The 25,837-nt window shown below is 71.1% G+C and carries 19 protein-coding genes and 2 pseudogenes; 8 read left to right on the top strand and 13 right to left on the bottom strand.

Annotation, left to right across the window (positions count from 1 at the left end):
- The first annotated feature begins 131 nt into the window (after positions 1-131).
- Positions 132-926 carry a metal-dependent hydrolase gene (locus ACIBAG_RS03260; protein WP_399100360.1) on the top strand — a complete coding sequence of 265 codons (795 nt, stop codon included), beginning with the start codon at positions 132-134 and terminating at the stop codon, positions 924-926.
- Between the two features lie 200 nt (positions 927-1,126).
- Here ACIBAG_RS03260 and ACIBAG_RS03255 read toward each other — a convergent pair whose 3' ends face one another.
- The 4 genes from ACIBAG_RS03255 to ACIBAG_RS03240 all read right to left on the bottom strand — a co-directional run bounded on the left by ACIBAG_RS03255 (position 1,127) and on the right by ACIBAG_RS03240 (position 6,735).
- On the bottom strand, positions 1,127-1,387 hold the full coding sequence (locus tag ACIBAG_RS03255) for a type B 50S ribosomal protein L31 (protein ID WP_399100358.1): 261 nt from the start codon (positions 1,385-1,387) through the stop codon (positions 1,127-1,129).
- Between the two features lie 99 nt (positions 1,388-1,486).
- Positions 1,487-1,957: a DUF5709 domain-containing protein gene (locus tag ACIBAG_RS03250; protein WP_399100356.1), complete on the bottom strand. Its 471-nt coding sequence runs from the start codon at positions 1,955-1,957 to the stop codon at positions 1,487-1,489.
- Positions 1,958-3,088: 1,131 nt separating this feature from the next.
- Complete coding sequence (locus tag ACIBAG_RS03245) at positions 3,089-4,876, bottom strand: ABC transporter ATP-binding protein (RefSeq protein ID WP_399100354.1); 1,788 nt, start codon at positions 4,874-4,876, stop codon at positions 3,089-3,091.
- A complete protein-coding gene (locus ACIBAG_RS03240; protein WP_399100352.1) occupies positions 4,873-6,735 on the bottom strand; it encodes an ABC transporter transmembrane domain-containing protein in 1,863 nt (620 codons plus the stop codon). Before ACIBAG_RS03240 ends, ACIBAG_RS03245 begins: the two co-directional genes overlap by 4 nt.
- Before the next feature lie 435 nt (positions 6,736-7,170).
- Between ACIBAG_RS03240 and ACIBAG_RS03235 the strand changes: the two are divergent.
- The 3 genes and pseudogenes from ACIBAG_RS03235 to ACIBAG_RS03225 form a co-directional block, all read left to right on the top strand.
- Positions 7,171-7,371 (top strand): annotated as a pseudogene (locus ACIBAG_RS03235) (hypothetical protein); the annotation flags it as partial.
- Between the two features lie 50 nt (positions 7,372-7,421).
- Positions 7,422-9,077: a peptide-N4-asparagine amidase gene (locus ACIBAG_RS03230; protein ID WP_399100350.1), complete on the top strand. Its 1,656-nt coding sequence runs from the start codon at positions 7,422-7,424 to the stop codon at positions 9,075-9,077.
- Between the two features lie 176 nt (positions 9,078-9,253).
- Positions 9,254-10,645 carry a cation:dicarboxylate symporter family transporter gene (locus ACIBAG_RS03225; RefSeq protein ID WP_399100347.1) on the top strand — a complete coding sequence of 464 codons (1,392 nt, stop codon included), beginning with the start codon at positions 9,254-9,256 and terminating at the stop codon, positions 10,643-10,645.
- A gap of 99 nt (positions 10,646-10,744) precedes the next feature.
- On the opposite strand, the gene ACIBAG_RS03220 is transcribed toward ACIBAG_RS03225, so the two are convergent.
- On the bottom strand, positions 10,745-11,194 hold the full coding sequence (locus ACIBAG_RS03220) for a MarR family winged helix-turn-helix transcriptional regulator (RefSeq protein ID WP_399100345.1): 450 nt from the start codon (positions 11,192-11,194) through the stop codon (positions 10,745-10,747).
- Positions 11,195-11,287: 93 nt separating this feature from the next.
- Here ACIBAG_RS03220 and ACIBAG_RS03215 point away from each other — a divergent pair, with 93 nt between their 5' ends.
- Complete coding sequence (locus ACIBAG_RS03215) at positions 11,288-13,099, top strand: ABC transporter ATP-binding protein (RefSeq protein WP_399100343.1); 1,812 nt, start codon at positions 11,288-11,290, stop codon at positions 13,097-13,099.
- A 43-nt stretch (positions 13,100-13,142) separates the two neighbouring features.
- Complete coding sequence (gene mltG / locus ACIBAG_RS03210; RefSeq protein WP_399100341.1) at positions 13,143-13,994, top strand: endolytic transglycosylase MltG; 852 nt, start codon at positions 13,143-13,145, stop codon at positions 13,992-13,994.
- A gap of 158 nt (positions 13,995-14,152) precedes the next feature.
- Here mltG and ACIBAG_RS03205 read toward each other — a convergent pair whose 3' ends face one another.
- From ACIBAG_RS03205 to ACIBAG_RS03185, 5 genes are all read right to left on the bottom strand, one after another.
- A complete protein-coding gene (locus tag ACIBAG_RS03205) occupies positions 14,153-15,262 on the bottom strand; it encodes an NAD(P)-binding domain-containing protein (protein WP_399100338.1) in 1,110 nt (369 codons plus the stop codon).
- Between the two features lie 73 nt (positions 15,263-15,335).
- Positions 15,336-16,373, bottom strand: coding sequence for an ABC transporter substrate-binding protein (locus ACIBAG_RS03200; protein WP_399100336.1), 1,038 nt, complete (start codon positions 16,371-16,373; stop codon positions 15,336-15,338).
- Between the two features lie 25 nt (positions 16,374-16,398).
- Positions 16,399-17,163: an ABC transporter ATP-binding protein gene (locus ACIBAG_RS03195; RefSeq protein WP_399100333.1), complete on the bottom strand. Its 765-nt coding sequence runs from the start codon at positions 17,161-17,163 to the stop codon at positions 16,399-16,401.
- Complete coding sequence (locus ACIBAG_RS03190; RefSeq protein ID WP_399100331.1) at positions 17,136-18,017, bottom strand: ABC transporter permease; 882 nt, start codon at positions 18,015-18,017, stop codon at positions 17,136-17,138. Before ACIBAG_RS03190 ends, ACIBAG_RS03195 begins: the two co-directional genes overlap by 28 nt.
- Positions 18,018-18,125: 108 nt before the next feature.
- Entirely contained in the window at positions 18,126-18,209 is an 84-nt protein-coding gene (locus tag ACIBAG_RS03185; protein WP_365505671.1) for a putative leader peptide, read from the bottom strand.
- A 133-nt stretch (positions 18,210-18,342) separates the two neighbouring features.
- Between ACIBAG_RS03185 and ACIBAG_RS03180 the strand changes: the two genes are divergently transcribed.
- Entirely contained in the window at positions 18,343-18,765 is a 423-nt protein-coding gene (locus ACIBAG_RS03180) for a secondary thiamine-phosphate synthase enzyme YjbQ (RefSeq protein WP_399100329.1), read from the top strand.
- A 586-nt stretch (positions 18,766-19,351) separates the two neighbouring features.
- Here ACIBAG_RS03180 and ACIBAG_RS03175 read toward each other — a convergent pair.
- A pseudogene (locus ACIBAG_RS03175) lies at positions 19,352-19,548 on the bottom strand (GNAT family N-acetyltransferase); the annotation flags it as partial.
- A gap of 65 nt (positions 19,549-19,613) precedes the next feature.
- On the opposite strand from ACIBAG_RS03175, the gene ACIBAG_RS03170 reads away from it, so the two are divergent.
- Positions 19,614-22,430, top strand: coding sequence for a SpoIIE family protein phosphatase (locus tag ACIBAG_RS03170; protein ID WP_399100327.1), 2,817 nt, complete (start codon positions 19,614-19,616; stop codon positions 22,428-22,430).
- A 2-nt stretch (positions 22,431-22,432) separates the two neighbouring features.
- Here ACIBAG_RS03170 and ACIBAG_RS03165 read toward each other — a convergent pair whose 3' ends face one another.
- Together ACIBAG_RS03165 and ACIBAG_RS03160 are read right to left on the bottom strand one after the other, a co-directional pair.
- A complete protein-coding gene (locus ACIBAG_RS03165) occupies positions 22,433-22,867 on the bottom strand; it encodes a S8 family serine peptidase (RefSeq protein ID WP_399100325.1) in 435 nt (144 codons plus the stop codon).
- 381 nt (positions 22,868-23,248) lie between these two features.
- On the bottom strand, positions 23,249-25,783 hold the full coding sequence (locus ACIBAG_RS03160; RefSeq protein WP_399100322.1) for a SpoIIE family protein phosphatase: 2,535 nt from the start codon (positions 25,781-25,783) through the stop codon (positions 23,249-23,251).
- Between the last annotated feature and the right edge of the window lie 54 nt (positions 25,784-25,837).

Genomic DNA, 25,837 nt, shown 5'->3' with positions numbered 1-25,837 from the left:
TGCCCTCACGTCCCATAGGGGAATCGGCTGCGGGGTCGAAGATCGCGAACGCTACTCTGTGTCGCCGACGACAAGTCAGCGATCCCGGTCAACTGGACAGCGGCACACGAGGAATGGGGCGGGCAACGGCGATGATGGGACCAGCACACTCACTGTCGGGGGCCGCCGCCTGGCTCGGCGTCGGAGCGGCCGCCGCCGCGGCGGGACACGGGATGCCCTGGCCCGTCCTGCTGTCCGGCGCGCTGATCTGCGCCGGAGCGGCCCTCGCCCCGGATCTCGATCACAAGGCCGCCACCATCTCGCGGGCCTTCGGGCCGCTGTCGCGCTGGCTGTGCGAGATCGTCGACAAGCTGTCGTACGCCGTCTACAAGGCGACCAAGAAGCAGGGCGACCCGCGTCGCTCCGGCGGGCATCGCACGCTCACGCACACCTGGCTGTGGGCGGTCCTGATCGGCGGGGGCGCCTCGGTCCTGGCGATCACCGGCGGGCGCTGGGCGGTGCTGGCGATCCTGTTCGCGCACATGGTGCTGGCTATCGAGGGCCTGCTGTGGCGTGCGACCCGCGGTTCCAGCGCCGATGTCCTGGTCTGGCTGCTGGCCGCGACCAGCGCGTGGATCCTCGCCGGGGTCCTGGACAAGCCGGGCAACGGCTCGGACTGGTTGTTCACGGCGCCCGGTCAGGAGTACCTGTGGCTGGGGCTGCCGATCGTGCTGGGCGCGCTGGTGCACGACATCGGGGACGCCCTGACGGTGTCCGGCTGCCCGATCCTGTGGCCGATCCCGGTCGGCCGCAAGCGGTGGTACCCGGTGGGCCCGCCGAAGGCCATGCGGTTCCGGGCGGGCAGCTGGGTCGAGCTCAAGGTGCTGATGCCGGCGTTCATGGTGCTCGGCGGGTTGGGCTGCGCGGCAGCGCTGAACGTCATCTGAGTGGACGGGACCCTCGGAGTACCGGCCGAGGGGAAGTGCTCGGCATCCTGGCGACGGAAGTACTCCGGGACGTCCTCACCCGGGCGATCGGTTCCGCCGAGTCCCCGGGACCAGGCATCGGACGCGACGGTTCTCCGGGTGGGCTGCCTGCCGACGGAGGCCCTGGTGGAACCCGCTGCAGGACCCCCGGTATCGCCGGATCAGCCGCCCTGGCCCGCTCCACCGCCGTAGCGCCGCTCGAAGGCGGCGACGCGGCCCTCCGAGTCGACGGTCCTCGCCTTGCCGGTGTAGAAGGGGTGGCTCTCCGAGGAGATCTCGACGTCCACGACGGGGTAGGTCTCGCCGTCGTCCCACTCGATGGTCTGGTCGCTGGTCGCGGTGGACCTGGTCAGGAAGGCGTAGCCGGCGGCGCGGTCGCGGAAGACCACCGGGCGGTAGTCGGGGTGCTTGTCCTGCTGCATGCGAACTCCTCCTCTGGCGGCGTCGGAAAGGGCCGACGGTCCGGGTCACGAGGCGCGCGGACCGAGCCACACGGGGCGGTGCGGTCTGTCGTACGGCGGTCAGCCGTACAGGGCGTCCTCGTCGACGATGTGCATGGCGGCCTCCTCTGCGGACGCCGCCGCGCCGTCGATGCCCACGTCCGTCGCGACGAGTGCGCTCTCCTCGTCCTCATGGGCTCCTTCGTCGGGGGCGACGAGGCGGCCGGAGCGCGTAGCGCCGACCTCGTTGTCGAGGAGTTCCCCGTCGGTACCCTCGGCGTCGCCCAGGCCGTCGCCGTCCTGCGGGACGAGGTCGGGCAGCTCCTCGGCGAGCCGCTGGTCGAGGGTCTCGCCCTGCTGGCGTTCGGCGGCCGTGACACCGCTGTGCTCCACCGCCCACGGACGCTCCGGAGGGGACCAGCCCCGGTCCAGGGGGTCGTCGACGCCGTCGTTCACCAGGGTGTCCTCAGCGTCGAGCAGCCCCGTGTCCTCACGTTGGTCGGATGCGTCGGGCTGGTAGACGTCGTCCCCCCATCCGTCGGCGCTGTTCACGGGTACCTCCAGGTGGTGGGGACGGGCCCGAGGTCACCGCGGTCGGCGGCGAGCCGCCGCGGCGCGGGGCACAGGCCGCACCCGGCGGGAATCGCGTGGTTTCCGGGTGCCCCCGAACCGGTGCCGCTATCCAGACTTCCACCCCTCTTCGCCCCGGCGCAACGGCACGGGGCCAGGCCGAGGCCTTGCGGATCGGCCACGCCTGGATCCCCGCCGCCGCACTGGGCAGGGCAGGGGCTGGCCGGTCCGGCCGGGAGCACGAAGGCCGGCCGGCCCATGCCACCCCGGCCCACTACAGCCCGCCGACCGCGCTCCGCGAAGCCTGGGCCGGTCACCTGGGTGGCGGCTGTGGTGGGTCAAGGTCCGTGGTCTGGGGTGGCGGCTGTGGTGGGTCAAGGTCCGTGGTCTGGGGTGGCGGCTGTGGTGGGTCAAGGTCCGTGGTCTGGGGTGGCGGCTCTGGTGGGTCAAGACCCGTGGCAGAGGGTGGCGGCCGTGGTGGGCCGAGACCCCTCACCTCGGCTTGAGGCCGCGGCGGGCCGAGCCCGTCACCTCGGGTTGCGACGGTGGTCGGCGCAGCCCCGCCACCTCGGCTTGTTGCGGCGGCCGGCTGAGCATCGCCACTCCGGTACGCGACCGCACAGCGGCGAGCGGTGGGCAAGCCCTGCCATCCGGCCCGCAACTGCTGCCGGCTGAGCCCCGCCTTCCCGGCGCGCAACTGCTGTCGGCCGAGCCCAGCCCTCGGAGCCGCGCAACCGCTGTCACGCCGAGCACGGCGGCCACAGCTCGGAACGCCGGTCGGCGGCCGAGGCTCCGCGTACCCCACCCTGGTCGGTGGCTGAGTGCCCGGGTCACCTCATCTGCCGTGGTCGGTGGCCGAGCGCCCGGCGCATCTCGCCTTGCCGTGGTCGGCGGTCGAGCGCCCGGCTCTCCTCGCCTGCCGTGGTCGGTGGCCGAGCGCCCGGCTCACCTCACCTACCCTGGTGGGCGGTCGGCGGTCGAGCGCCCGGCTCTCCTCGCCTGCCGTGGTCGGTGGCCGAGCCCCCGGCTCACCTCACCTACCCTGGTCGGCGGCCAAGCCCCCAGCGCATCTCACCCCAGTCGCCGGTCGAGCCCCCCCTCGCGCGCCCCCGCTCACCCATGCCAGGACCGCCAAAGCGCCGCATACGCCCCGTCGGCCCTGACCAGGTCGTCATGGCTGCCCAGTTCGGTGATGCGGCCGTTCTCGACGACGGCGATGATGTCCGCGTCGTGGGCGGTGTGGAGGCGGTGGGCGATGGCGACCACGGTGCGGCCGTCGAGGACGCGGGCCAGGGACCGCTCCAGGTGGCGGGCCGCGCGTGGGTCGAGGAGCGAGGTCGCCTCGTCCAGGACCAGTGTGTGCGGGTCGGCCAGCACCAGGCGGGCCAGCGCGATCTGCTGGGCCTGGGCCGGGGTGAGCGAGAACCCGCCCGAGCCGACCTCGGTGTCCAGGCCGTCGTCGAGCGCACGGGCCCACGCGTCCGCGTCGACGGCGCCCAGCGCCGCCCACAGTTCGGCGTCCGTCGCGTCGGTGCGGGCCAGCAGCAGGTTGTCGCGCAGCGAGCCCACGAAGACGTGGTGTTCCTGGTTCACCAGGGCAACGTGCGAGCGGACCTGCTCGGCGGTCATCCGGGACAGTTCCGCACCGCCCAGGGTGACCCGGCCGTCCCGGGGCGCGTAGATGCCGGCGAGCAGCCTGCCCAGGGTCGACTTGCCGGCGCCCGAGGGACCGACCAGTGCCAGCCGGGTGCCGGGCGCGACCTCCAGGGAGACCTGGCGGAGCACGTCCACGCCCTCCAGGTAGCCGAAGTGCACCCGGTCGGCGCGCACGTCGCGTCCCTCGGGCGACAGCAGGGCGTCGCCGGCCTCCGGCTCGATGTCCCGGACCCCGACCAGCCGGGCCAGCGACACCTGGGCCACCTGCAACTCGTCGTACCAGCGCAGGATGAGCCCGACGGGATCCACCAGCATCTGCGCGATGAGCGCACCCGTCGTCAGCTGACCGATCCCCATCCAGCCCTGCAGGACGAACACGCCGCCGACCATCAGGACCGAGCCGAGGATCATCACGTGCGTGACGTTGATGAACGGGAAGAGCACCGACCGCAGCCAGAGCGTGTAGCGCTCCCAGGCCGTCCACTCCTTGATCCGCCGCTCGGAGAGCTCCACCCGGCGTTCGCCGAGGCGGTGGGCCTCGATGGTGCGCCCGGCGTCCACGGTCTCGGCGAGCGCGGCGGCCACGGCGGCGTACCCGGCGGCCTCCGAGCGGTAGGCGGACGGCGCCCGCTTGAAGTACCAGCGGCAGCCGATCACGAGCAGCGGCATGGTGAGCAGCACGGCGGCGGCCAGCGGCGGCGCCGTGACGACGAGCCCGCCGAGCAGCAGAACCACCCACACCACGCCGATCGCCAGCTGGGGCACCGCCTCGCGCATCGCGTTGGCCAGCCGGTCGATGTCCGTCGTGATCCGGGAGAGGAGATCGCCCGTTCCGGCCCGCTCCAGGACGCCCGGCGGCAGTCCGACCGACCGGACGAGGAAGTCCTCGCGCAGATCGGCCAGCATCCGTTCGCCGAGCATCGCGCCGCGCAGCCGCACCTGCCGTACGAACACGGCCTGGACCGCGAGTGCGGCCACGAACAGGCCGAGGGTGAGCTCCAGTTGGAGTTCGCGCTCGGCGACGCCCGCCGACACCCGTTCCACCAGGCCGCCCAACAGCCAGGGGCCTGCCATCGAGGCCACCACGGCGACCGTGTTGACGGAGACGAGGAGGAGGAAGGCACGGCGGTGCCTGCGGAACAACTCGACCACATAGGCGCGTACGGTCGCGGGGGCGCCGACCGGCAGGGTGTTCGCCGTCGTCGGGGCCGCCGGGTCGTACGCCGGTGGCGCCACGCCGATCATGCCGACTCCTCGATCTCTTCCAGTTCCTTCAGTACGTCGTTCAGGGAGGCGCCCTTGCCCAGCGCATTGCCGAGGGCGGCCCGCTCGCCCGGGGCGTCGCCCAACTCACCGCTCAGGGCGGCCTCTTCGTCGGTCTCCCGGGTCACCACCGCCCGGTACCGCGGTTCGTCGTGCACCAGGTCGCGGTGTACGCCGACCGCCGCGACCTCGCCCTCGTGGACGAGGACGACCCGGTCGGCGCGGTCCAGGAGCAGCGGGGACGAGGTGAACACCACCGTCGTGCGCCCCGCCCGCAGGTTCCGCACGCCCTCCGCGATCCGGGCCTCCGTGTGGGAGTCGACGGCCGACGTCGGCTCGTCCAGGACCAGCACGTCCGGGTCCGTGATCAGCGACCGGGCCAGTGCCAGACGCTGGCGCTGGCCGCCGGACAGGGACCGGCCGCGCTCCGTGATGCGGGCGTCCATCGGGTCCTCGGCGCCGAGCGACCCCTGGACCAGGGCGGCCAGGACGTCCGCGCACTGCGCCGCCGCCAGCGCCTCCTCGGCACCGACGGCGCCGGACCTCGGCACGTCGAACAGTTCGCGCAGCGTGCCGGAGAGCAGCACCGGGTCCTTGTCCTGCACGAGGACGGCCGTACGGGCGGTGTCGAGCGGCAACTCGTCCAGCGGGACGCCGCCCAGCAGCACCGCAGTGCCCTCCTCGGAGGCGTGCCCGCCCAGCCGTTCGGCCAGCCGCCCAGCCGCGTCCGGGTCGCCGCACACCACGGCGGTGAGCCGGCCCGCGGGGGCGAGCAGCCCGGTGGCCGGGTCGTACAGGTCCCCGGAGGGCACCTCGGACCCGTCGCGCGACCCGTCGGTGTCGGTGGCCCGCTCCAGGGACAGCACGCCTGCGGCCCGCCGGGCCGAGGGGCGTGAGAAGGAGTAGGCCATCGCGATCTCTTCGAAGTGCCGGAGGGGATAGGTGAGGATCAGGATGGAGCTGTAGACGGCGACGAGTTCGCCGACGGTGACGCGGCCCTCGCGGGCCAGCTTGACGCCGTACCAGACCACGCCGATCAGCAGCAGCCCCGGCAGCAGCACCTGGATCGCCGAGATCAGGGACCACATCCGGGCGCTGCGCACGGCGGCGTGGCGTACCTCCTGGGAGGCGCGGCGGTAGCGGTCGAGGAAGAGCTCCTCGCCGCCGATGCCGCGCAGGACCCGCAGTCCGGCGACGGTGTCCGAGGCCAACTCGGTGGCGCGGCCCGCCTTCTCGCGCTGGAAGTCGGCCCGCCGGGTCGCCCGGGGCAGCAACGGCAGCACGGCGACCGCCAGCACGGGCAGGCCCACGGCGACGACCGCACCGAGTGCCGGCTGATAGACGACCAGGCCGACGCAGACCACCACGATGGTGACCGCGGCCGCGGTGAACCGCGACCAGGCCTCGACGAACCAGCCGATCTTCTCGACGTCACCCGTGGAGACGGCCACGACCTCACCGGCCGCCACGCGTCGGGTCAGCGCGGAGCCCAGCTGGGCGGCCTTGCGGGCCAGTACCTGCTGGACGCGGGCGGCCGCGGTGATCCAGTTGGTGACGGCGGTGCGGTGCAGGAAGGTGTCGCCGATCGCGTTTCCGGCGGCGCACAGGGCCAACAGCCCGCCCGCGAGGGCGAGTCGCGCACCGGAGCGGTCGACCACGGCCTGCACGGCGACGCCGACGCAGAACGGCAGTGCGGAGACGGACAGGAAGTGCAGCAGCCCCCAGGCCAGGGACTTCAACTGTCCGCCCAGCTGGTTCCGGAAGAGCCACCACAGGAATCGGGGACCCGAGCGTGCGTCCGGCACACCTGGATCGGGATACGGAAGGTCTTGAATCTGCATGACGTCCCAGTGGCTCGTGTCAGTGGGGGGATCGGGGATGGGAGTGATGGAGTTGATCGGGTGCCGATGCGTGGTGCGGGGACGCGCACGGCGGCAGCAAACCGTGACAGGTTCGCGTCGCAGCGTGGTCGGACGCAAACGGTTTTCCGCCGCGCCGCACAGTTCCGGTCCCCGGCGGGAACGCGGAGCGGTCGCCCATGCCGCTACCTCGCCGATCCCGCCGCCTTTCCGATCCCGTAACCCCGCCGATCCCGCAGCTCCGCCCGCCCCGCCGCCTCCCGATTCCGCGGCCGCGCCGAACGCGGTGCACCATGGAGTGATGCGTCCGCGGTGAACCGCAACCGCCGGCAGCGGCGCGTCCCCGCCGCCTCCCGCCAGGTCGTGACGGTCCATGGCGACGGCAGGGGCTCCCGGAGATCCACGGTCGTGCTCTGCACCCCGCCCGACGACCCCACCCGCCCCGAGGGCGAGGCGGAGAGTGGTGGCATCTGGTTGCACATGGGCCACAGCAGTGGCACGTCGGCCTGCGGGAGTTTGTCCGAATCGGCGATGGAGTGCCTGCTGCGCGCGCTCGATCCGGACCGGCATCCCGTGGTGGTGAGGGGGGGCAGGGCCGACCTGAAAGGCTTGCTCTGACGCAGGAGGCATCATTGCGGCCGATGCCCAACTCCCCGTAGAACACGGCCATGAAGAGACGGATCGTCATGTCCATGCTCGCGGGAGCGACCCTCCTGGCGACCTCGTTCCTCGGGGCGGCCCCCGCCCGATCGGCCGATGTGCCCGCCGAGTTCGGCACCGACTGGCACGACCCCATCACCGCCGCCCCACCCGTCACCAGACCTTCCGGCAAGTCCTGCCAAGTCGCCGTCGCCGAGGCCCAGTTCCGGGACTTCACCCCGTACAGGGGCACCTACGCACCGCCCGAAGGCTGCGGCGACCGCTGGAGCAAGGTCGTGCTGCGGATGGACGGCAAGGTCAAGGGACGTCAGTACGACCGGCTCGGCTATCTGCACGTCGGCGGCGTCGAGATCTTCCGTACGTCGACTCCGGAGCCGTCGCCCGACGGCATCGAGTGGTCCGTGGAGAAGGACGTCACGCGCTACAGCGACACCCTCCGCCGTGGCCAGGACGTCGAGATGCTCATCGGGAACGTCGTCAACGACACGTACACGGGCGTCATCGACGTCAAGGTCACGCTGACGTTCTACGCCGGCCGCACCGCCGCCGAGGTCGCCAACCACACCGCCGAGGTCACCGGCGGCCCCGCCGCTGGCCCCGACCGCGCGGCCGCGACCCCCGACCGCGTCCTCACCCTCCAGGACGGCACCCTCACCACCCCGCGCAACAGCGAACGCATAGTCGCCGAGGTGTACGCCACCGGCTCCGGCGGCGGCTGCGAGGAGTTCTGGTACCTGTCGGCGCCCGACCCGGCGCCCTACTCCTGCAAGGCCGCCGGCGGCCCCTACCGCGAGGTGCAGATCAAGGTCGACGGCCGACTCGCCGGAATCGCCGCGCCGTTCCCGCACGTGTGGACCGGCGGCTGGTCCAACCCCTTCCTCTGGTACGTCATCCCGGCACCGCGCGCCTTCGACGTCAAGCCGATCGAATACGACCTGACGCCGTTCGCAGGCATCCTCAACGACGGCCGCCCGCACCGCGTCGAGGTCTCCGTCGCCGGCGTTCCCGAGGGGCAGAGCGGCTGGAGCGCGCCGGTGAACGTCCTCGTCTGGCAGGACGCGAAGAGCGCCCACGTCACCGGCGAACTCACCGCGCACCGGGTCGGCGAGCTCGCCAACTCCTCGACGTACACGCCCGGTTCGGAGCACCGGGTGGACACGCAGGGTGGTCACCGGCTGACCGTCGCCGGCTACGTCGACACCTCGCACGGCAGGGTGACGACCACGGTGCGCCGGTCGCTTACGAACGACTCCGTGCACCGCTGGACGGACGGCGAGAACCTGGACGCTCTCGACGCCACCTGGACGGAGGAGGGATCGGTCACGGTCGACGGACGCGGACCGGCCCGTACGACCCGCACCCAGCGGACGTACACGATGGACGGCTCGATCACGATCGGTACGGGCGACCGGCTGCGGACCGTGCTGACCCTCGGTGACCGTGCCGCGGTCGTGACGACCCAGGACGGACGGCGAACCGTGTGGTCGCGGCTCGACGACACCTACACGGGTGACGCCGCCTGGACGTTGAACGTGCCGCGCGACCAGCGGCACGCGGTCGGAACGACGAGCGAGCGTTACCGGCTGCACGGCTCGGGTGGGTGCTGGGACCGTTCTCTGACCAGCGTCCAAGGGGTGCTCACCGAGGACCGCAGGGCCTGTTGAGGCGGGATGTGTGCGATGCGTCACTCGGGGCGTGATTTACGCGGATGCAACACGGCGGTCTTGTGCGGGACCAACATCACCCGCAAAGTGATCGCCACGGAATGCGCTTTCCGTATCGCAGAAGTCCCACCCGTTCCCAGGGGACTTCTGTGTGCCGCCGTCCCCAAGGAGTGCCCGTGCCGCCGTCCGTACCGTCCCTGCCGCGACGCGTCGCACGCATACTGCGTACCTCTCTCTTCGCGCAGGTCGCCTGCGCGCTCGTGCTCGGAATCGTCGTCGGGAAGCTGTGGCCCGGATTCGCCGCGGATCTCCAGCCGCTCGGCGACGGGTTCATCCGGCTGATCAAGACGATCATCTCGCCGCTGGTGTTCTGCGTGGTCGTCGTCGGCATCGCCAAGGCCGGTGACCTGAAGGCGTTCGGGCGGATCGGGCTGAAGGCCCTGATCTGGTTCGAGGTCGCGAGCACGCTCGCCCTGCTCATCGGGCTCCTCGCCGCCAACGTGGTCCAGCCCGGGTCCGGGATGAACGTGGACCCGTCCACGCTCGACGCCTCGGCCGTCGACGCGAAGACGAACGGCGGTTCGCTGCCCTCGACGACCGAGTTCGCGCTGAACGCGATCCCCACCTCCTTCATCGGCGCCTTCGCCGAGAACTCCCTGCTGCAGGTGCTGCTGCTGGCCTGCCTGGTGGGTGCCGCGCTGCTGCACCTCGGGCACACCAAGGTGCCGCAGGTGCTGCCGGCCATCGAGCAGGCCCAGGAGATCATCTTCGCGATCGTCGGCTTCGTCATGCGGCTGGCGCCCATCGCGGTGTTCGGCGCGATGGCCGTCCTGATCGGCAACTACGGGCTCGGGGTGATCGAGACCTACGGCAAGCTGATCATCCTGTGCTACGCGGCGGCGGCGTTCTTCATCGCGCTCCTCGCCATCGCCCTGAAGGTCGTCACCGGGCTCAGTCTGTGGAAGTTCCTCCGCTACATCCGTGAGGAGATGCTGCTCGCGCTCGGCACCGCGTCCACCGAGTCGGTCCTGCCGCGTGTGATGCAGAAGCTGCGCAAGGCCGGCGCCCGTGACGACGCCGTGGGTCTGGTACTGCCGACGGGCTACTCCTTCAACCTCGACGGCGCCTCGCTCTACCTGTCCATCGGCACGCTGTTCATCGCCCAGGCCGTGGGCGTCGACCTCAGCCTCAGCCAGCAGGTCACCGTGATCCTGGTGCTGATGCTGACCAGCAAGGGCATGGCGGGCATCCCCGGCTCGGCGTTCCTCGCGCTGTCCGCGACCGCCTCCTCGCTGGGCGCGATCCCGGCCGGAGCCGTCGCCCTGCTCCTCGGCGTGGACCGCATCATGGACTCGATGCGCGTCGTCACCAACCTGCTCGGCAACTGCGTCGCCGTCTTCGCGGTCTCCCGCTGGGAGGGCGCGCTGGACAGGGAGCGGGCGAGGAAGGTCCTCGACGGCGAGATCGTGGTCAAGGCGGACGACGACGAAACGGCCGTATCGGACAGCGGCGAGCCGGTCGCCGTTCCCGCTCGGACGGACAAGGAGCCGGCCTCCGAGGCCAGTTGAGCCCGACCGCCGGAACAGGCCGCGGTCCCCTCCAACCGCTGGAGGGGACCGCGGCCTGTTCCGGTGCGGCCGCCCGAAGGGCCCCCTGCGCAGCGCCGCTCAGCAGCGCCGCTTGGCACCCCCGTCGATCAGGGTGTCCAGCAACTCGCCCAGCACCCCACGCTGCTCGTCCGTCAACGGCGCGAGAATCTCCTCCGCCGCCGACCGCCGCGCGTCATGCAGCTCCCGCAGGGCCACCCGCCCGTCGTCGGTGAGCTCGATCCGGATCACCCGCCGGTTCGTCGGATCCGGCACCCGCCGTACCTTTCCGCTCGCCTCCAGCCCGTCGACCAGCGACGTCACCGCGCGCGGGACCACCTCGAGGCGCTCGGCGAGATCGGCCATCCGGGGCGGTGAGCCATAGTGCGCGAGCGTGCGCAGGAGACGGGACTGGGCCGGGGTGACGCCCAGGCCGCACTGCTGCAGGTGCTGTTTCTGGATGCGGTGGACCCGGCGGGTGAAGCGCAGCAGCTGCTCGGCGAGCGGGCCGTCGGGGTCGGGGGCGGTCATGCGGGAACAATATCAGGACGACATTCATTGTGAGCATAGGTAACAATGAGCTGAGGTCCGTCAGTCCGCATCACCACCCCTCCGTAGGAGCCCATGCATCCCGACAACGCACCCACCTGGACGCCATCCGACGTCGAGAAACAGCAACCCCGGCAGGTGCGCCGCATCGTGCGGCTCTTCCGTCCCTACCGCGGCCGCCTCGCCGTCGTCGGCCTGCTCGTCGGCGCCTCGTCACTCGTCGGCGTGGCCACGCCCTTCCTGCTGAAGGCGATCCTCGACGTCGCGATCCCCGAGGGCCGCACCGGCTTGCTCAGCCTGCTCGCGCTCGGCATGATCCTCAGTGCCGTCCTCACCAGCGTGTTCGGCGTGCTGCAGACGCTGATCTCCACCACGGTCGGCCAGCGCGTCATGCACGACCTGCGCACCGCGGTCTACGGCCGCCTCCAGCGCATGTCGCTCGCCTTCTTCACCCGCACCCGCACCGGCGAGGTCCAGTCCCGCATCGCCAACGACATCGGCGGCATGCAGGCCACCGTCACCTCCACCGCCACCTCGCTGGTCTCCAACGCCACCAGCGTGGTCGCCACGATCGTCGCGATGATCGCGCTCGACTGGCGCCTGACCGTCGTGTCGCTGCTCCTGCTGCCGGTCTTCGTCTGGATCAGCCGCCGCGTCGGCAACGAACGCAAGAAGATCACCACCCAGCGCCAGAAGCAGATGGCCGCGATGGCCGCCACCGTCACCGAGTCGCTCTCGGTCAGCGGCATCCTGCTCGGCCGCACGATGGGTCGGTCCGACTCGCTCACGACGGCCTTCGCCGACGAGTCCGAGCGGCTGGTCGACCTCGAGGTGAGGTCGAACATGGCCGGACGCTGGCGCATGGCCGTCATCACCATCGTCATGGCCGCCATGCCCGCCGTCATCTACTGGACCGCCGGCATGGCCCTCCAACTCGGCGGCCCGCAGGTCTCCATCGGCACGATCGTCGCCTTCGTCTCGCTCCAGCAGGGCCTGTTCCGCCCGGCCGTCAGCCTGCTGTCCACCGGCGTCCAGATCCAGGCCTCGCTCGCGCTCTTCCAGCGCATCTTCGAGTACCTCGACCTGCCCATCGACATCACCGAGCGGAAGGACCCCGTCCACCTCGACCGCATCAAGGGCGAGGTCCGCTTCGAGAACGTCGAGTTCCGGTACGACGGCGACGACGACGAGCGGGGCGCCATCCTCGACGGCATCGACCTCACCGTCCCGCCGGGCGGCAGCCTCGCGGTCGTCGGCCCGACCGGCGCCGGAAAGTCGACGCTGGGCCATCTCGTGCCACGGCTGTACGACGTGACGGGAGGCCGCGTCACCCTCGACGGGGTCGACGTACGCGACCTCGACTTCGACACCCTCGCCCGCGCGGTCGGCGTCGTCTCTCAGGAGACGTACCTCTTCCACGCCTCCGTCGCCGACAACCTGCGCTTCGCCAAGCCGGACGCCACCGACGACGAACTGCACGCGGCGGCGAAGGCGGCCCAGATCCACGACCACATCGCCGCCCTGCCCGACGGCTACGACACCGTCGTCGGCGAACGCGGGTACCGCTTCTCCGGCGGCGAGAAACAGCGACTGGCCATCGCCCGTACGATCCTGCGGGATCCGCCGGTCCTCATCCTCGACGAGGCGACCAGCGCGCTGGACACCCGCACCGAACACGCCGTCCAGGAGGCCATCGACGCCCTGTCCGCCAACCGCACCACGGTCACCATCGCGCACCGCCTGTCCACCGTTCGGGGCGCCGACCAGATCGCGGTCCTCGACGCGGGGCGCGTGGCGGAACTGGGTACGCACGAGGAACTCCTGGAGCGGGAGGGGCGGTATGCGGGGCTGGTCCGCCGAGACGCCCAACTGGAGCCGACGAGGTGACGTTATGTCGGGTTTGTAAGCATGTGCGGGTTACCGTTCCCGCATGTACCTGAACAATCCGTCACGGAGAACGATTCGACTGACGCGCCGGGGCCGTATCGCTCTCATCGCCGCCGGCGCAGTCGTGGCCGGCACCGCCGTGGCGGTGCCGCTGTTGAGGACGGGCGGCGTGGAGAAGCCGAAGCCCACCTCGCTGGTGGTCCCGGAGGGCTGGCGCGCGAGCCAGGTCTACGACGCCGTCGACAAGGCCCTCGCCCTGCCGCCCGGTTCCACGAAGAAGTCCCTCGAGAAGCTCGACCTCAAGCTGCCGAACGACGCCGAGGGCAACCCCGAGGGCTACCTCTTCCCGGCGACGTATCCGCTGGAGCGGGGCGGCAAGCGGGCGACGCCGGAGTCCCTGCTGTCGGCGATGGTGGACACCGCCAACAAGAAGTTCAACGGCGCCCCGATCGCCGCGGGCGCGCAGCGCAACGCCATGAACGTCTACCAGGCGGTCACCATCGCGAGCATCGTCCAGGCCGAGGCCGGCAGCAAGGCCGACATGGGCAAGGTGGCACGGGTCGTCTTCAACCGGCTCGAACGCGGGATGCCGTTGCAGATGGACTCCACCATCAACTACGCGCTCGGCCGCTCCACCCTTCGGACCACCGAGGCCGACACCCGGATCGAGAGCCCCTACAACTCGTACCAGCGCATGGGTCTGCCGCCCACGCCGATCAGCAACCCGGGCGAGGAGGCGATGCGCGCCGCGATCAGCCCTTCGCCGGGCGACTGGCTGTACTTCGTCACGGTCAAGCCGGGCGACACCCGGTTCACGGCCGACTACACGGAACACCAGCGCAATGTGGCCGAGTTCAACGCCCAGCAGAAGGCGAGCCCGAAGACGGGGAGATGATCCGCCGGCTCATCGAGGGTGGCGGTTCGCAAACGCCCTGAAGGGGCGCGGGGCTGAGCTGATGTGCGGCTCCGCCGCGATGGGGGTCCCCTGCTCGAGCGAAGCCGACAGCCTGGGGGAGCGACAAGCCACGACTACGCCGCAGACGGCTGACGACATCACGCGGCACTTCCGTAGTCGCGGCCCTCCCGGCGGAGCGTCTCCGTCAGCAACCGCCGGATGTCCCGTACGGCCGCGTGGCCGGCCCGGTTGGCGCCGATCGTGCTGGCGGACGGGCCGTAGCCGACGAGGTGGACGCGGGGATCGGCGACCGCGCGCGTCCCCTCCACCCGGATTCCGCCGCCCGGCTCGCGCAGGCGCAGCGGGGCCAAGTGGTCGATTGCGGCCCGGAAGCCGGTCGCCCACAGGATGACGTCCGCGACCACATGGCGGCCGTCCTTCCACTCCACTCCGTCCGGCGTGATCCGGTCGAACATGGGCTGCCGGTCCAGTACCCCGTCCGCGAGCCCCTGCCGGACGGCGTCGTTGAGGGGCAGCCCGGTGACCGACACGACACTCTTCGGCGGCAGCCCCTGCCGCACCCGCTCCTCGACCAGGGCGACGGCCGCCCGGCCCACGTCCTCGGTGAACGGGCCCTCGCGGAACACGGGCGGGCGCCGCGTGACCCAGGTCGTGGCCGCCGCGTACGGAGCGATCTCCAGCAGATGCTGGGTGCCGGAGGCGCCGCCGCCCACCACCACGACCCGCTGCCCGGCGAACGCCTCGGGTCCGGGGTACTGCGCGGTGTGCAACTGCCGCCCCCGGAACGCCTCCTGACCGGGATAGCGCGGCCAGAACGGCCGGTCCCAGGTGCCGGTCGCGTTGATCAGCGCCCGCGTCGCCCAGGTCCCCGCCGAGCTCTCGACGAGCAGTCGCCCGTCCGGTCCCTCCCGCACGGCCCGTACCTCGACGGGCCGCCGGACCCGCAGGTCGAAGGTCCGCTCGTAGGCGTCGAAGTACCCGGCGACGACCTCCGACGACGGCCTCTCGGGATCAGCACCGGTCAGCTCCATACCGGGCAGCGAGTGCATCCCGTGCACCTTGCCGTACGTCAGGGAGGGCCACCGGAACTGCCAGGCGCCGCCCGGGCCGGGGGAGTGGTCCAGGACGACGAAGTCACGGCCCGGCTCGAAGCCGGTGCGCCGCAGGTGGTAGGCGCTGGACAGTCCTGCCTGACCAGCGCCGATCACGACCACGTCGACTTCCTCGACCGCCTCGGCATTGTTCATGCCTCCACCAACAGCCTCGAGGGCGCGGATCTTCCCGAAGCGGACCGCCTCGGCCTCCCGCGTACAGGTCGGGTCAGGACCCCTTCGAGGCGCGGGCCCGCGTGGTCGACGGCGGCAGATCGCCGTTGTACCGCGTGTCCACGAACTCGCCGAAGTCCACCTTCTTCGGGATGAGCTTCAGCTCGGTGAAGGTGTCGGCGATCTCCTGCTCGGAGGCGACGAGTGGCTCGTCCACCGCGACCGAGATCCGGGTGGCGTTGGTGCGGTGCACCGACGCCAGCGCCACCTCGTACGGCAGCCCGGTGTCCTTCGCCCAGACCTTGGCCCACTCCTCCTGGTGGTCGTACACCCACGCCGTGGCGCGCCGCAGCCGCTCCAGGTAGTCCTTGATGGCGGCGGCCTTCTTCTTGTCCCGCAGTGCTGAGGGGGCGGCCACCTGGAAGGTCAGGCCGTTGGTGATCCCGTCCCCGGTCGTCAGGATCCGGCCCTGCTGGGACAGCAGCACCTGAGAGGTGTACGGGTCCCACACCGCCCACGCGTCGACCTTGCCGGCCGTGAACGCGGCCAGCGCGTCGGCCGGTTGAAGGTACTTGACCTTGACGTCGCCCAGGCTCAGCCCGACCTTCCTGAGGGACGCGACCAACTGGTAGTGGGCGGAGGAGCCCTGCGCCACGGCGATCGACCTGCCCTTGAGTTGCTCGGGCCTCGTCAGCTTCGAGTCGTTCGGCACGAGGATCGCGTCGCCCTTGGAAGTGCCCTTGAACGCGGCCACCGCCGTGATCTTCGAGCCCGCGCCCGCCGCGAAGACCGGCGGGGTGTTACCGACGCCTCCGATGTCGACGGCCCTCGCGTTGACGGCCTCCAGCAGCGGCGGGCCGGAGGTGAAGGTCGACCACTTGATCTTGTAGTCGAGGTTCTCGAGCTCTCCGGCAGCGCGCAGGATGGCCTCCGAACCGCCCTTCTGGTCACCGACGTCGAGGGTGAGCGAGCCCTGGCCGTCGGTGTCCGTGGAAGCTGCCGAGTTGCCGCCGCAGGCGGTGAGCAGGAGCGCGAGGGGGAGGAGGAGCGCGGTGGGGAGGAGGAGCGCGGTGGGGACGAGGCGTCGTCGCATGGTGGTTCCGTTCCGGGGTGGGTGATCAGGCGGCTTCGGCGGCGGTGTCGACACCGAGGCGCTCCAGCAGTCCGGCACGCAGTTCGGCGAACCGGGGGTCGGTGATGTCGCGCGGGCGGTCGAGGTCGACGCGTTGCTCGTGCGCGATGACCCCGTCGTCCATCACGAGGACGCGGTCGGCGAGGAGTACGGCCTCCTCCACGTCGTGGGTGACGAGCAGTACGGCGCAGCCGCGCCGCTGCCACAACTCGCCGACCAGCCGCTGGGCCTTGATGCGGGTGAGTGCGTCCAGCGCGCCGAACGGCTCGTCGAGCAGCAGCAGATCGGGTTCGCGGACCAGCGCCCGTGCCAGTGAGGCGCGTTGGGCCTCGCCGCCGGAGAGCGTCTTGGGCCAGGCGTCCGTACGGTGGTCCAGGCCGACCTCCTTGAGTGCCTGCTCGGCTACGGCGCGACCGGGCTTGCCCGGCAGCCCGAGGAGTACGTTGCGCCACACCTTCTTCCACGGCATCAGCCGCGGCGCCTGGAAGGCGACGGCCTTGCGGCGGGGCACCAGGACGGTGCCCTCGATGTCGCGGTCGAGGCCGGCGAGGATGCGCAGCAGAGTGGACTTGCCGCAGCCGCTGCGGCCGAGGAGGGCGACGAACTCACCCGGCCGGACGTCGAGTCGGAGCCGGTCGATGACGGCACGCCCGTCGAAGGAGCGGGTCAGCCCCGCCACGTGCACGGCTTGGGCGGGCTGGGGGGCCGGTACGGCCTCGGGACTCACCGGCCGGTGAATGTCGGTCGCCATTGCAGCAGCAGCCTTTCGAGGGAGCGGACGACGAAATCGGCGAACAGGCCGAGGAAGGCGTAGACGATCAGGCAGACCACGATCACGTCGGTCCGCAGGAAGTCCCGCGCCTGCACCATGAGGAATCCGATGCCGGAGTCGGCGTTGACCTGCTCGGCGAAGACGAGGGCCAGCCAGGCGATCCCGAGCGAGTAGCGCAGGCCGGTCAGGGCACCCGGCAGCGCGCCCGGCAGCACGACGTGCCGCACGAGTCCCCACCTCGACAGCCCGAGGGACTCCCCGGCCTCGATCAACTGCGCGTCCACGCCGCGGATCCCGGCGTAGACGTTCAGATACAGCGGGAATGTCACCCCGAGCGTGATGATGGCGACCTTGGGTGCCTCGCCGATGCCGAACCAGATGATGAACAGCGGGATGAGCCCGACGAACGGCACGGTCCGCAGCATTTGTACGGGCGCGTCCACCAGGTCCTCGCCGATCCGGAACAGGCCCGAGACCAGGGCGAGTCCGGTACCGACGACGGTGCCGAGCGCCAGCCCGGCGGCGACGCGCTGGAGGGACGTACCCATGGCCGAGGGCAGTGAGCCGTCGGCGATCAGATCGCCCGCGACCTGGGCGATGCGGCCGGGTGAGGCGAGCACGTCGGCGGTCAACACGCCTGTGGCACTGAGCAGTTGCCACAGGACGAGGAGCAGGACGGGGCCGGTGGTGCGGCGCAGCCAGCGCGGGACGCGGGTGCGGCGGGAGGAGGCGGGGAGGAGCGGGACGACATCGACCGAGGCCGGGCTCTCGAAGCCGGATTTAGAGGAAATATCCCTCTCAGGAGAGCTGGGTGGGGCATGGCTGATGCTCATGAGTGCTCCAGGAGGCGATGAGCGTTCGAAGGAGACGCGCGTCAGAGCCGCCGGGTCAGGTCAGGACCGGGCGGGTGCGCGAAAAAGCGAGGGTGAAGAGAGTGGGCGTCAGTGGCCGCGGCGACACGCGGCGGAGGCCACCCGCAGCAGGTCGATGTGACCGCGCGTGGTGAGCAGGGCTGAACGCAACATGCCGCTGAACGTAGCCAGATGGTGGGGCGACGGTCAACGGTGTCTCGCGAAGTGGACCTTGCGTATCACGGCTCGACCGTCGCGAGGCCGTCACCTGGCCCGCGAACTCCGGTGCATGGGCGAGGATGGGGGCATGTCAGACGCCTTCACCACCCGAGTTCTGAACATCGCCTCCGGCTCCTCGGAGCGGGTCGTGGACCTCACCTCCGACTGCGAGGCCTTCCTGCGGGAGGCGGCGGCAGGCCGTGACGGCCTCCTGAACGTCTTCGTGCCGCACGCCACGGCCGGCATCGCGATCATCGAGACCGGCGCCGGCAGCGACGACGACCTGCTGGCCGTCCTCCACACCCTCCTGCCGGCCGACGACCGCTGGCAGCACCGGCACGGCAGCCCCGGCCACGGCCGCGACCACGTCCTCCCGGCCTTCGTCCCGCCCCACGCGACGCTGCCCGTGCTGGGCGGCCGCCTGGAGCTCGGGACGTGGCAGTCGGTGTGCCTCGTCGATACGAACAAGGACAATCCTCGTCGGCAGGTGCGGTTGTCCTTCCTTGGGTGACGAGGGCGCCGACTGTAGGTCTGAAGTCCGGCCGTACCCGACGAGTCCGGCTCGCCCTCGCAGTCCACCCGCAGTTGACATCGAGCGATGCGGTGGGCCGCGCCGACGCCTGCCGGCTCTCGACCGATGAGGCGGGACCTTTCTGGATCTGATGTTGCGTCTGGTGCTGAGGGGCTGTGGGGGGTGTGAGTCCGAAGCGGTCGGGAACGGCGCTGCAAACCGGGGCATGCGTCTGGTGGCGGCGGCTCTGCTGCTCCTGTCCGGATGTGGGGCCTCGTGCTGCCTATGGCCGCTGACCTGGGGTTACCCTGGTGGCCGCTGAAACCGACCTGGGCAGGTCCACCCGGGGCACCCGGTGGACCATTCCACTTCATGAACTGCCTCGGCCCGGTAGGCGCGGCGGAAGGTCTGCGGCCCTGGCTGGATGGGCGCCCTGTTCGACCGAGTCGTTCGTGCACTCGGTCGCCGACTCGCGGCGGAATCCGAGGCTGACCTTGCCCGCGGCAGGCACTGCCCGGTCCGGTGGGATCCCTTCTTCCGGGACTTCATGAAGCCTCCGGGCTGCGGCGTTCCAGCAGTACGACGTCGCGCGCTTGTGCAGGGCGAGGCCGACGGTGCTCCCGGGGAAGATCCCGGACTGAATCGGCCAGATGCTTGCCGCCTCGGTGGAGTCCATGAGCGTGTTCAGCCGCGCGCGTCGGGGTGGACGTACACGGAATGTTCCACGACGCCGGCGTACGCGCAGCGGTCGAGCACGGCAGTGGCGGCGACCCGTCCCAGCAGCGTAGCGACGGGCCTGCCTACGCGCGCATACGCTGGTGATGTCTCGCCGAACCGGAGCGGACGCCATGAATGCAATCGCGAAGGGACCTTCCTGGCTGCATCGGAAGCTGTCGAGCCATCCGTTTGCCGGGCAGCCACGTAATCGTCGCGAGTCCCTGCTGAACCCGCGCAGCATCGCCGGGCGGGTGTTCCTCATCGAAATCCTGATCGTCGTGCTGCTGGTCGCGGCCGGGGTGACCTCCGTTGTGCTTCAGGCGGCCCGTGACGCGCTGCAGCAGGGGCGTCGGGAATCGGTCGTCGCGGCCCAGGCTTTTGCGGAGGCCCCAGGCGTGGCCGAGGCGCTGCGCAGCCCGAACCCGACGGTGGTGCTGCAGCCGCGTGCGGAAGCGGCTCGTAAGAGTGCGGGTGTGGACTTCATCGTTGTCATGGACACCAACGGGATTCGCTATACATACCCGTACCCGGAAGAGATAGGGAAGAAGTTCGTCGGCACCATTCAACCGTCGCTGGAAGGCCGCACCACCATCGAGGAGGCGGGCGGGCCGCCCCTGCCGGCGGGCCGGGGAACGGCCGTCCAGGCAGTGGTCCCCGTGACCGATGCCGACGGCGAGGTCGTCGGCCTGGTGTCCGCCGGGATCACGGTCAAGAACGTGGCGAGACTGTGGATGCCGCAGCTGCCGATCACCTTGGGTGCCGGTGCGGCCGCGCTGGCTCTGGCTGTCGGCGGGACAGTTCTGGTGACCCGGCGGCTGCAGCGGGAGACCCATGGCCTGGGCCCGGCCGAGATCACGCGCATGTACGAGCACCACGACGCGGTCCTGCACGCGGTGCGGGAAGGGGTCCTGATCACCGACGCCGATGGACGGTTGCTGCTGGCCAACGATGAGGGGAAGCGGCTGCTGAGTCTGTCGGTGGACGCGGAGGGACGGCATGTGCGGGAGCTGGGTCTGCCGGTGGAGATCACGCGCATGCTGGCGTCGGGGGAGGCGGTCACGGACGAGGTGCACGTGGTGGAGGGTCGGTTGCTGGCGGTGAACAAGCGGCCCACGTTCCCGCACCGGGCCGGAGGGGGCAGCGTGGTGACGTTGCGGGACACCACGGAACTGACGGTGGTGTCGGGGCGGGCAAAGGCGGCCCGGGGGCGGCTGGACCTGCTCTATGAGTCGGGGGTGCGGATCGGGACGAAGCTGGATGTGGTGAGTACGGCTCAGGACCTGGCTCAGGTGGCGGTACCGCGGTTCGCCGACGTCGTCACGGTCGATCTGCTGGATGCGGTGCTGGAAGGCCATGAGCCGACGGCGGAGAAATGGCGACAGCTGCGGCGTGCGGCAATCAGCGGCGAGCAGCAGGCTTTGCCGCTGTATCCGGTGGACGAAAGGATCCCGCTTTCCCCGGCGACGCCGCAGATGCGGGCGTTGGAGCGGGGCCTGGCGGTGCTGGAGGCGGACCTGCGAAAGGCGCGGGGGTGGCAGGAGCAGAACCCGGATCGCACGCGCAGGGCGCTGGAGCTGGGGGTGCATTCGCTGGTGACCGTGCCCCTGCAGGCGCGAGGTGTTGCGTTGGGCGTGGCGAACTTCTACCGGATGGGGGATTCGCCGGCGTTCGAGCAGGAGGACCTGTCCTTCTCGGAGGAGTTGGCCGCGCGGGCGGCGGTGGCCATCGACAACGCGCGACGGTTCACCCGCGAGCACACGATGGCGGTGACGTTGCAGCGGAGTCTGCTGCCGCGGGGGCAACCGGAGCAGGATGCACTGGCGGTGGCCTGGCGGTATCTGCCGGCGGAGGCAGGGGTGGGCGGGGACTGGTTCGATCTCATCGCGCTGCCGGGCGGGCGAGTGGCGCTGGTAATGGGTGACGTCGTCGGTCACGGATTGCACGCCGCGGCGACGATGGGGCGGCTGCGCACCGCCGTACAGAACCTCTCCGCGTTGGACCTCTCCGTGGACGAGGCGCTCGGCTACTTGGACGACCTGGTCGTGCGTATGGACAGCGAGGAGAGCACCGGCGAGGCGATGGAAGCGCACGAGGGGCAGGGGGTGACGGGAGCGACGTGTCTGTACGCGATCTACGACCCGATAGCAGGAGCGTGCACGGCGGCCCGTGCCGGACACCCCGACCTGGTAGTGGTGCGCCCCGACGGGACCGTCACCTGTGCGGACGTGCCGGCATCTCCCCCACTCGGACTGGGTGGCTACCCCTTCGAAACCCGTGAACTGCACCTGCCCGAGCACTCACGACTGGTGCTGTACACCGACGGGCTGGTGCGGGACCGCACCCGCGACATCGACGTCGGGCTGAACGGGCTGCGTCGGACGTTGGAGCGAGCCGGGGCGGAATGCACGCCCGAGGAGACCTGTCAGGCGGTGGTCGACGCGATGGTGCCGAGACACCCCGCCGATGACATCGCACTGCTGATCGCGCGTACCCGGGTGTTCCCGCCGCCGGGCGTGGCGGAGTGGGACGTGCCGCCGGACCATGCAGCGGTCGCCTCGGTTCGGGCGCACTGCAGGGAGAAGTTGCGTGAGTGGAGGGAGGAAGAGATCGGGTTCAACACGGAACTGATCATCAGCGAGTTGGTCACGAACGCGATCCGGTACGGATCGCCACCGATCAGGGTACGACTGCTGCACGGGCGCTCTTTGACCTGCGAGGTGTCGGACGGCAGCAGTATCTCGCCGCGTCTGCGCCGGGCGGCCACCATGGACGAGGGTGGGCGGGGGCTGTTCCTTGTGGCCCAGCACGCTCAGCGATGGGGAACGCGGTACACATCCGGTGGCAAGGTCATCTGGACCGAACAACCTCTTGGCGGCGGCCCGTCCACCGCCAAGGTCAGCACACCGGCCGAGGTTCTCCTTGAGCAGTTCGATGATCCCACCCTCTGAGTTCAGACGGTGCTGCACGCCCGTTCTGCGCCGAAGGCGCGCTCGCCCGCACCGATGGCTTCACCTCGTCGGCCAGGAGCCGCGGGGAGACGGCGCCAGTCTCGGCGTACATCTGCTGCCTCGTCGCGCGCCGCGTCCAGGCGGCCCGAGCCGGTGCCGAACACCGGCTGCGCGGCTGCCGGATCGGCGGAGGAGACCAGGGCCGCCTTCAGCTGCCGCCCGCTCCAGTCTGGGTGCCGCTGGGCGAGCAGCACCGCCGCCCCCACGTGCGCAGTGGCCATCGACGTGCCGGACAGGCGGGGGTAGAGCTTGTCGACGGGCTCGCCGATGCTCGTGCCCGCCGCGCGGGCGGCGACGTCGTGCCGCCGACCAACTGCTGCGCCCCGGCCACAGCGCGGGCATCGACTACGTGGCCGCAGCCGTCGTAGAGCGAGCACCGCTTCCGGACCACGGACGAGGCACTGACCTGGCTGAAGGCGGAGCGCGGCGCGATACTCGGCGCCGCCCTGCGGGGAGCTGAGACCGGGGCGATCGAGCCCGCTCGGCCGGCCGAACTGACCACCCGGCTACGCGCCTTCCTGCTGCGCTGCGGACACTGGCTGGACTGGGAGCAGCCGGGCGAGACAACGGTGCGGCCGGCCCGCCCCGACCCGGACCCGCTCGCCGAGGCGACCGGCCGTCCTGGCCTTCGGCGGCGTCCAGCGAGCAGCACCAGGCGGCCACCGTGCCCGAGCCGCCGTTCCTGCAGGGCTTCTCCGGCCGTCGGCCAGCGGATATGTGGCCCCCTTTCACATCACGGCGTCGGAGAGCCTGCTGCGTCACGGCGGCGGGCCGGAGCCGGCGTGTGCGGGCGTCGGCTTTGCCGCCGTCTGCGGTGGCGGGGCGTACTCGGTGAGCAGGAGGGCGATGTCGTCCGCCCGGTCGGCGGACCGGCGGGCGTCCCGCAGCAGCGCGTCGGCCAGATCCTCCAGGCGGCCCCCGCCCATGCGGGCCAGTGACGCCCGGAGCCGGTCGACGTCGGAATCGATGTCCGAGTCACGCCTCTCGATCAGTCCGTCCGTGTACAGGGCCAGGATCGACCCGGGTACGAGGCGCAGCTCCGACTCCGGAAAGTGTGCCGCTGTGTCGATGCCGAGCAGCGGGCCGCCGGGCACATCCAGGACTTCGGCCTGCCCGTCGGGCAGGCGCAGCAAGGGCGGGGCGTGGCCGGCACGGACGATGCGCAAGACCCCCGAGCGAGGATGGAGCCGGGCGTAGCAGCAGCTCGCGAGCAGCGCCGGGTCGAGGTCCATGTGGAGCCGGTTGGTGTTGGTGACGACGTCGCTCGGCCGGTGGCCGGCGGTGGCGAAGGCCCGCACCGCGCTGCGCAGCTGGCCCATGGCCGCCGCGGCGGCGACGTTGTGCCCCTCGACGTCCCCGACGATCAGCGCGACCTCGTCGCCGGTGGGGATGACGTCGTACCAGTCGCCGCCGATGTCCATCCCTCTGGTGCCCGGAAGATAGCGTCCGGTGACATCAAGACCCGGCAGTGTGGGCAGCCGGCGCGGCAGCAGCGCGTTCTGCAGGCCGCGGGCGAGGGCGAATTCGGCGTCGTAGAGCCTGGCGCGTTCCAGAGCCTGGGCGATCAGGCCGCCCAGCGCGGTGAGGACTCCGCGCTCCTCGTCGGGAAATCGGTGGACGTCGTTGAAGCCGAGCAGGCAGACGCCGACCGGTCGGTTCGAGGCGATCAAGGGCAGGAACGCCCAGGAGTTGGCCTGACTGACCATGATCCCGGGGTAGGTCTCGAGAAGCTCCTCACGGGACTCGACGAACAGCGGGGTCCCGGAGGTCAGCGCGTCCGTCACGGGCAGCCGGGCATGCAGCGGAGTGCCTTCGAACCGGGCGAGAAAGCGCTTCGAGTAGCCGCGCTGATCGAGCAGGCGCAGGCGCCGCTCCTCCACCACGGCCATCGCCAGCTTCTGACCGCCGAAAGCGGGCAGCAGTTGCTCGGCGACGGCCTCGAACACCTCGTGCGCGGTGACCGCCTCGGTGAGCGCGCTGCCCAGCGTGAGCACCCGGTAGAGGGAACCCACGCGCGGGGCTGCGGGCGGAGGGGACCAGGAAGCGGGCGGCCCCCCTTCCGTGAGGGTTGCACCGGGGCCGGTGCCGGCCGGTACGGGCTGTCGCACTGGTGCCACCCATCCCGTCATGCCCTGGGCGCCCGGGTGGAGGGAGAAGACCAGCCATGTGGCCGGTGGGCGGCGGACCAGGAAAGAGACCGGTTGCTGGGAGACCAGGGCGGCCCGGTAGCGGTCCTCGTACAGGGGATCGGCCAGCCAGGGCAGGACGTCCCAGGGGTGTCGGCCGAGCAGTTCGTCCTGGCGGACCCGCAGCAGGTTCTCCAGGCTGTGGTTGGCGTAGGCGACGCGTCCGTCGGGCGAGAGCGCGAAGAAGCCGTCGGCGAGCTGTTCGATCGCCGCCACGGCGGCCATGCGGCTCCCGGAGTCGAGTACGGCGCCGACCAGATGGGCCGAGGCCTCCAGGTCGTCAGGGCTCTCGGGCACCCGGCCCCACAGCTCGACGGTGTGGTGGCCTCCGCGGCCGTCCCGGATGCGCAGGCAGTGTGCCAGTACGTGGCGTTCCTGGACCGCGGCACGGGCGGCGGACCGGAAGCCGGGCAGATCCGCGGGCTCGATCAGGGCCGCCAGGGTGGTCGCCCGTCCGTCGAACTCGTGGGGCGGCATTCCGAAGATCGCGCACAGCTCGTCGTCGGCCGTGAGTGCTCCGGTGTCGAGATTCCAGTCGAACAGGCCCACCCGGATCACCGGAGCGGACGGCAGCGGGACCACTACCGGAGCCGCCCGCTCGTCGTACTCACCGAGCGCGCCGCGGGCCCGCAGTCCGGCGAGGGTGGTGCCCAGCCGGTCGGCGGCGGAGCGAAGCTGCCTGCGCTGCGCCCTCGACAGCCCTGTCCCGTCCGGCCTGGCCGTCCACACCACGGCCATGGTGCCGAAGGTCCGCTCGCCCGCCCGTACGGGGACGGATGCAGAGCCGAACGGGTAGGGCAGGGCGACCGAGAGCTGCGGGAAGCGCCGCATCGTCTCCTCCGCGCCGGCCAGATGGATCATGCGCCCGGAGCGGTACGCCTCCGCCACTGGCAGACCGCTGCTCACCGGTATCCGACGCCACCCGCTGAGCAGGGAGGGTGGCGACCCGCACGACGCGGCCACTACGAGCGAGCGGTGGTCGCCGGAGAGCAGAAACACACTTCCGGCATGCGCTTCGGTCAGCTCCACGGCACTGACGACGGCACTGACCAGCGCGTCGTCGCGCTCGGGCGCTTCGCCGACACTTGCGGCGCCGAACGGGTACAAGTTCGATGCCCCACCGTTGGCCGACACGTTGCCCTCGATTGTCGGTGGATGATT

The organism is Streptomyces sp. NPDC051243, assembly GCF_044455405.1.
Taxonomy (GTDB): Bacteria; Actinomycetota; Actinomycetes; order Streptomycetales; family Streptomycetaceae; genus Streptomyces.
The sequence above is the reverse complement of the archived record's forward strand: the minus strand, read 5'-3'. Positions and strand labels throughout refer to the sequence as shown.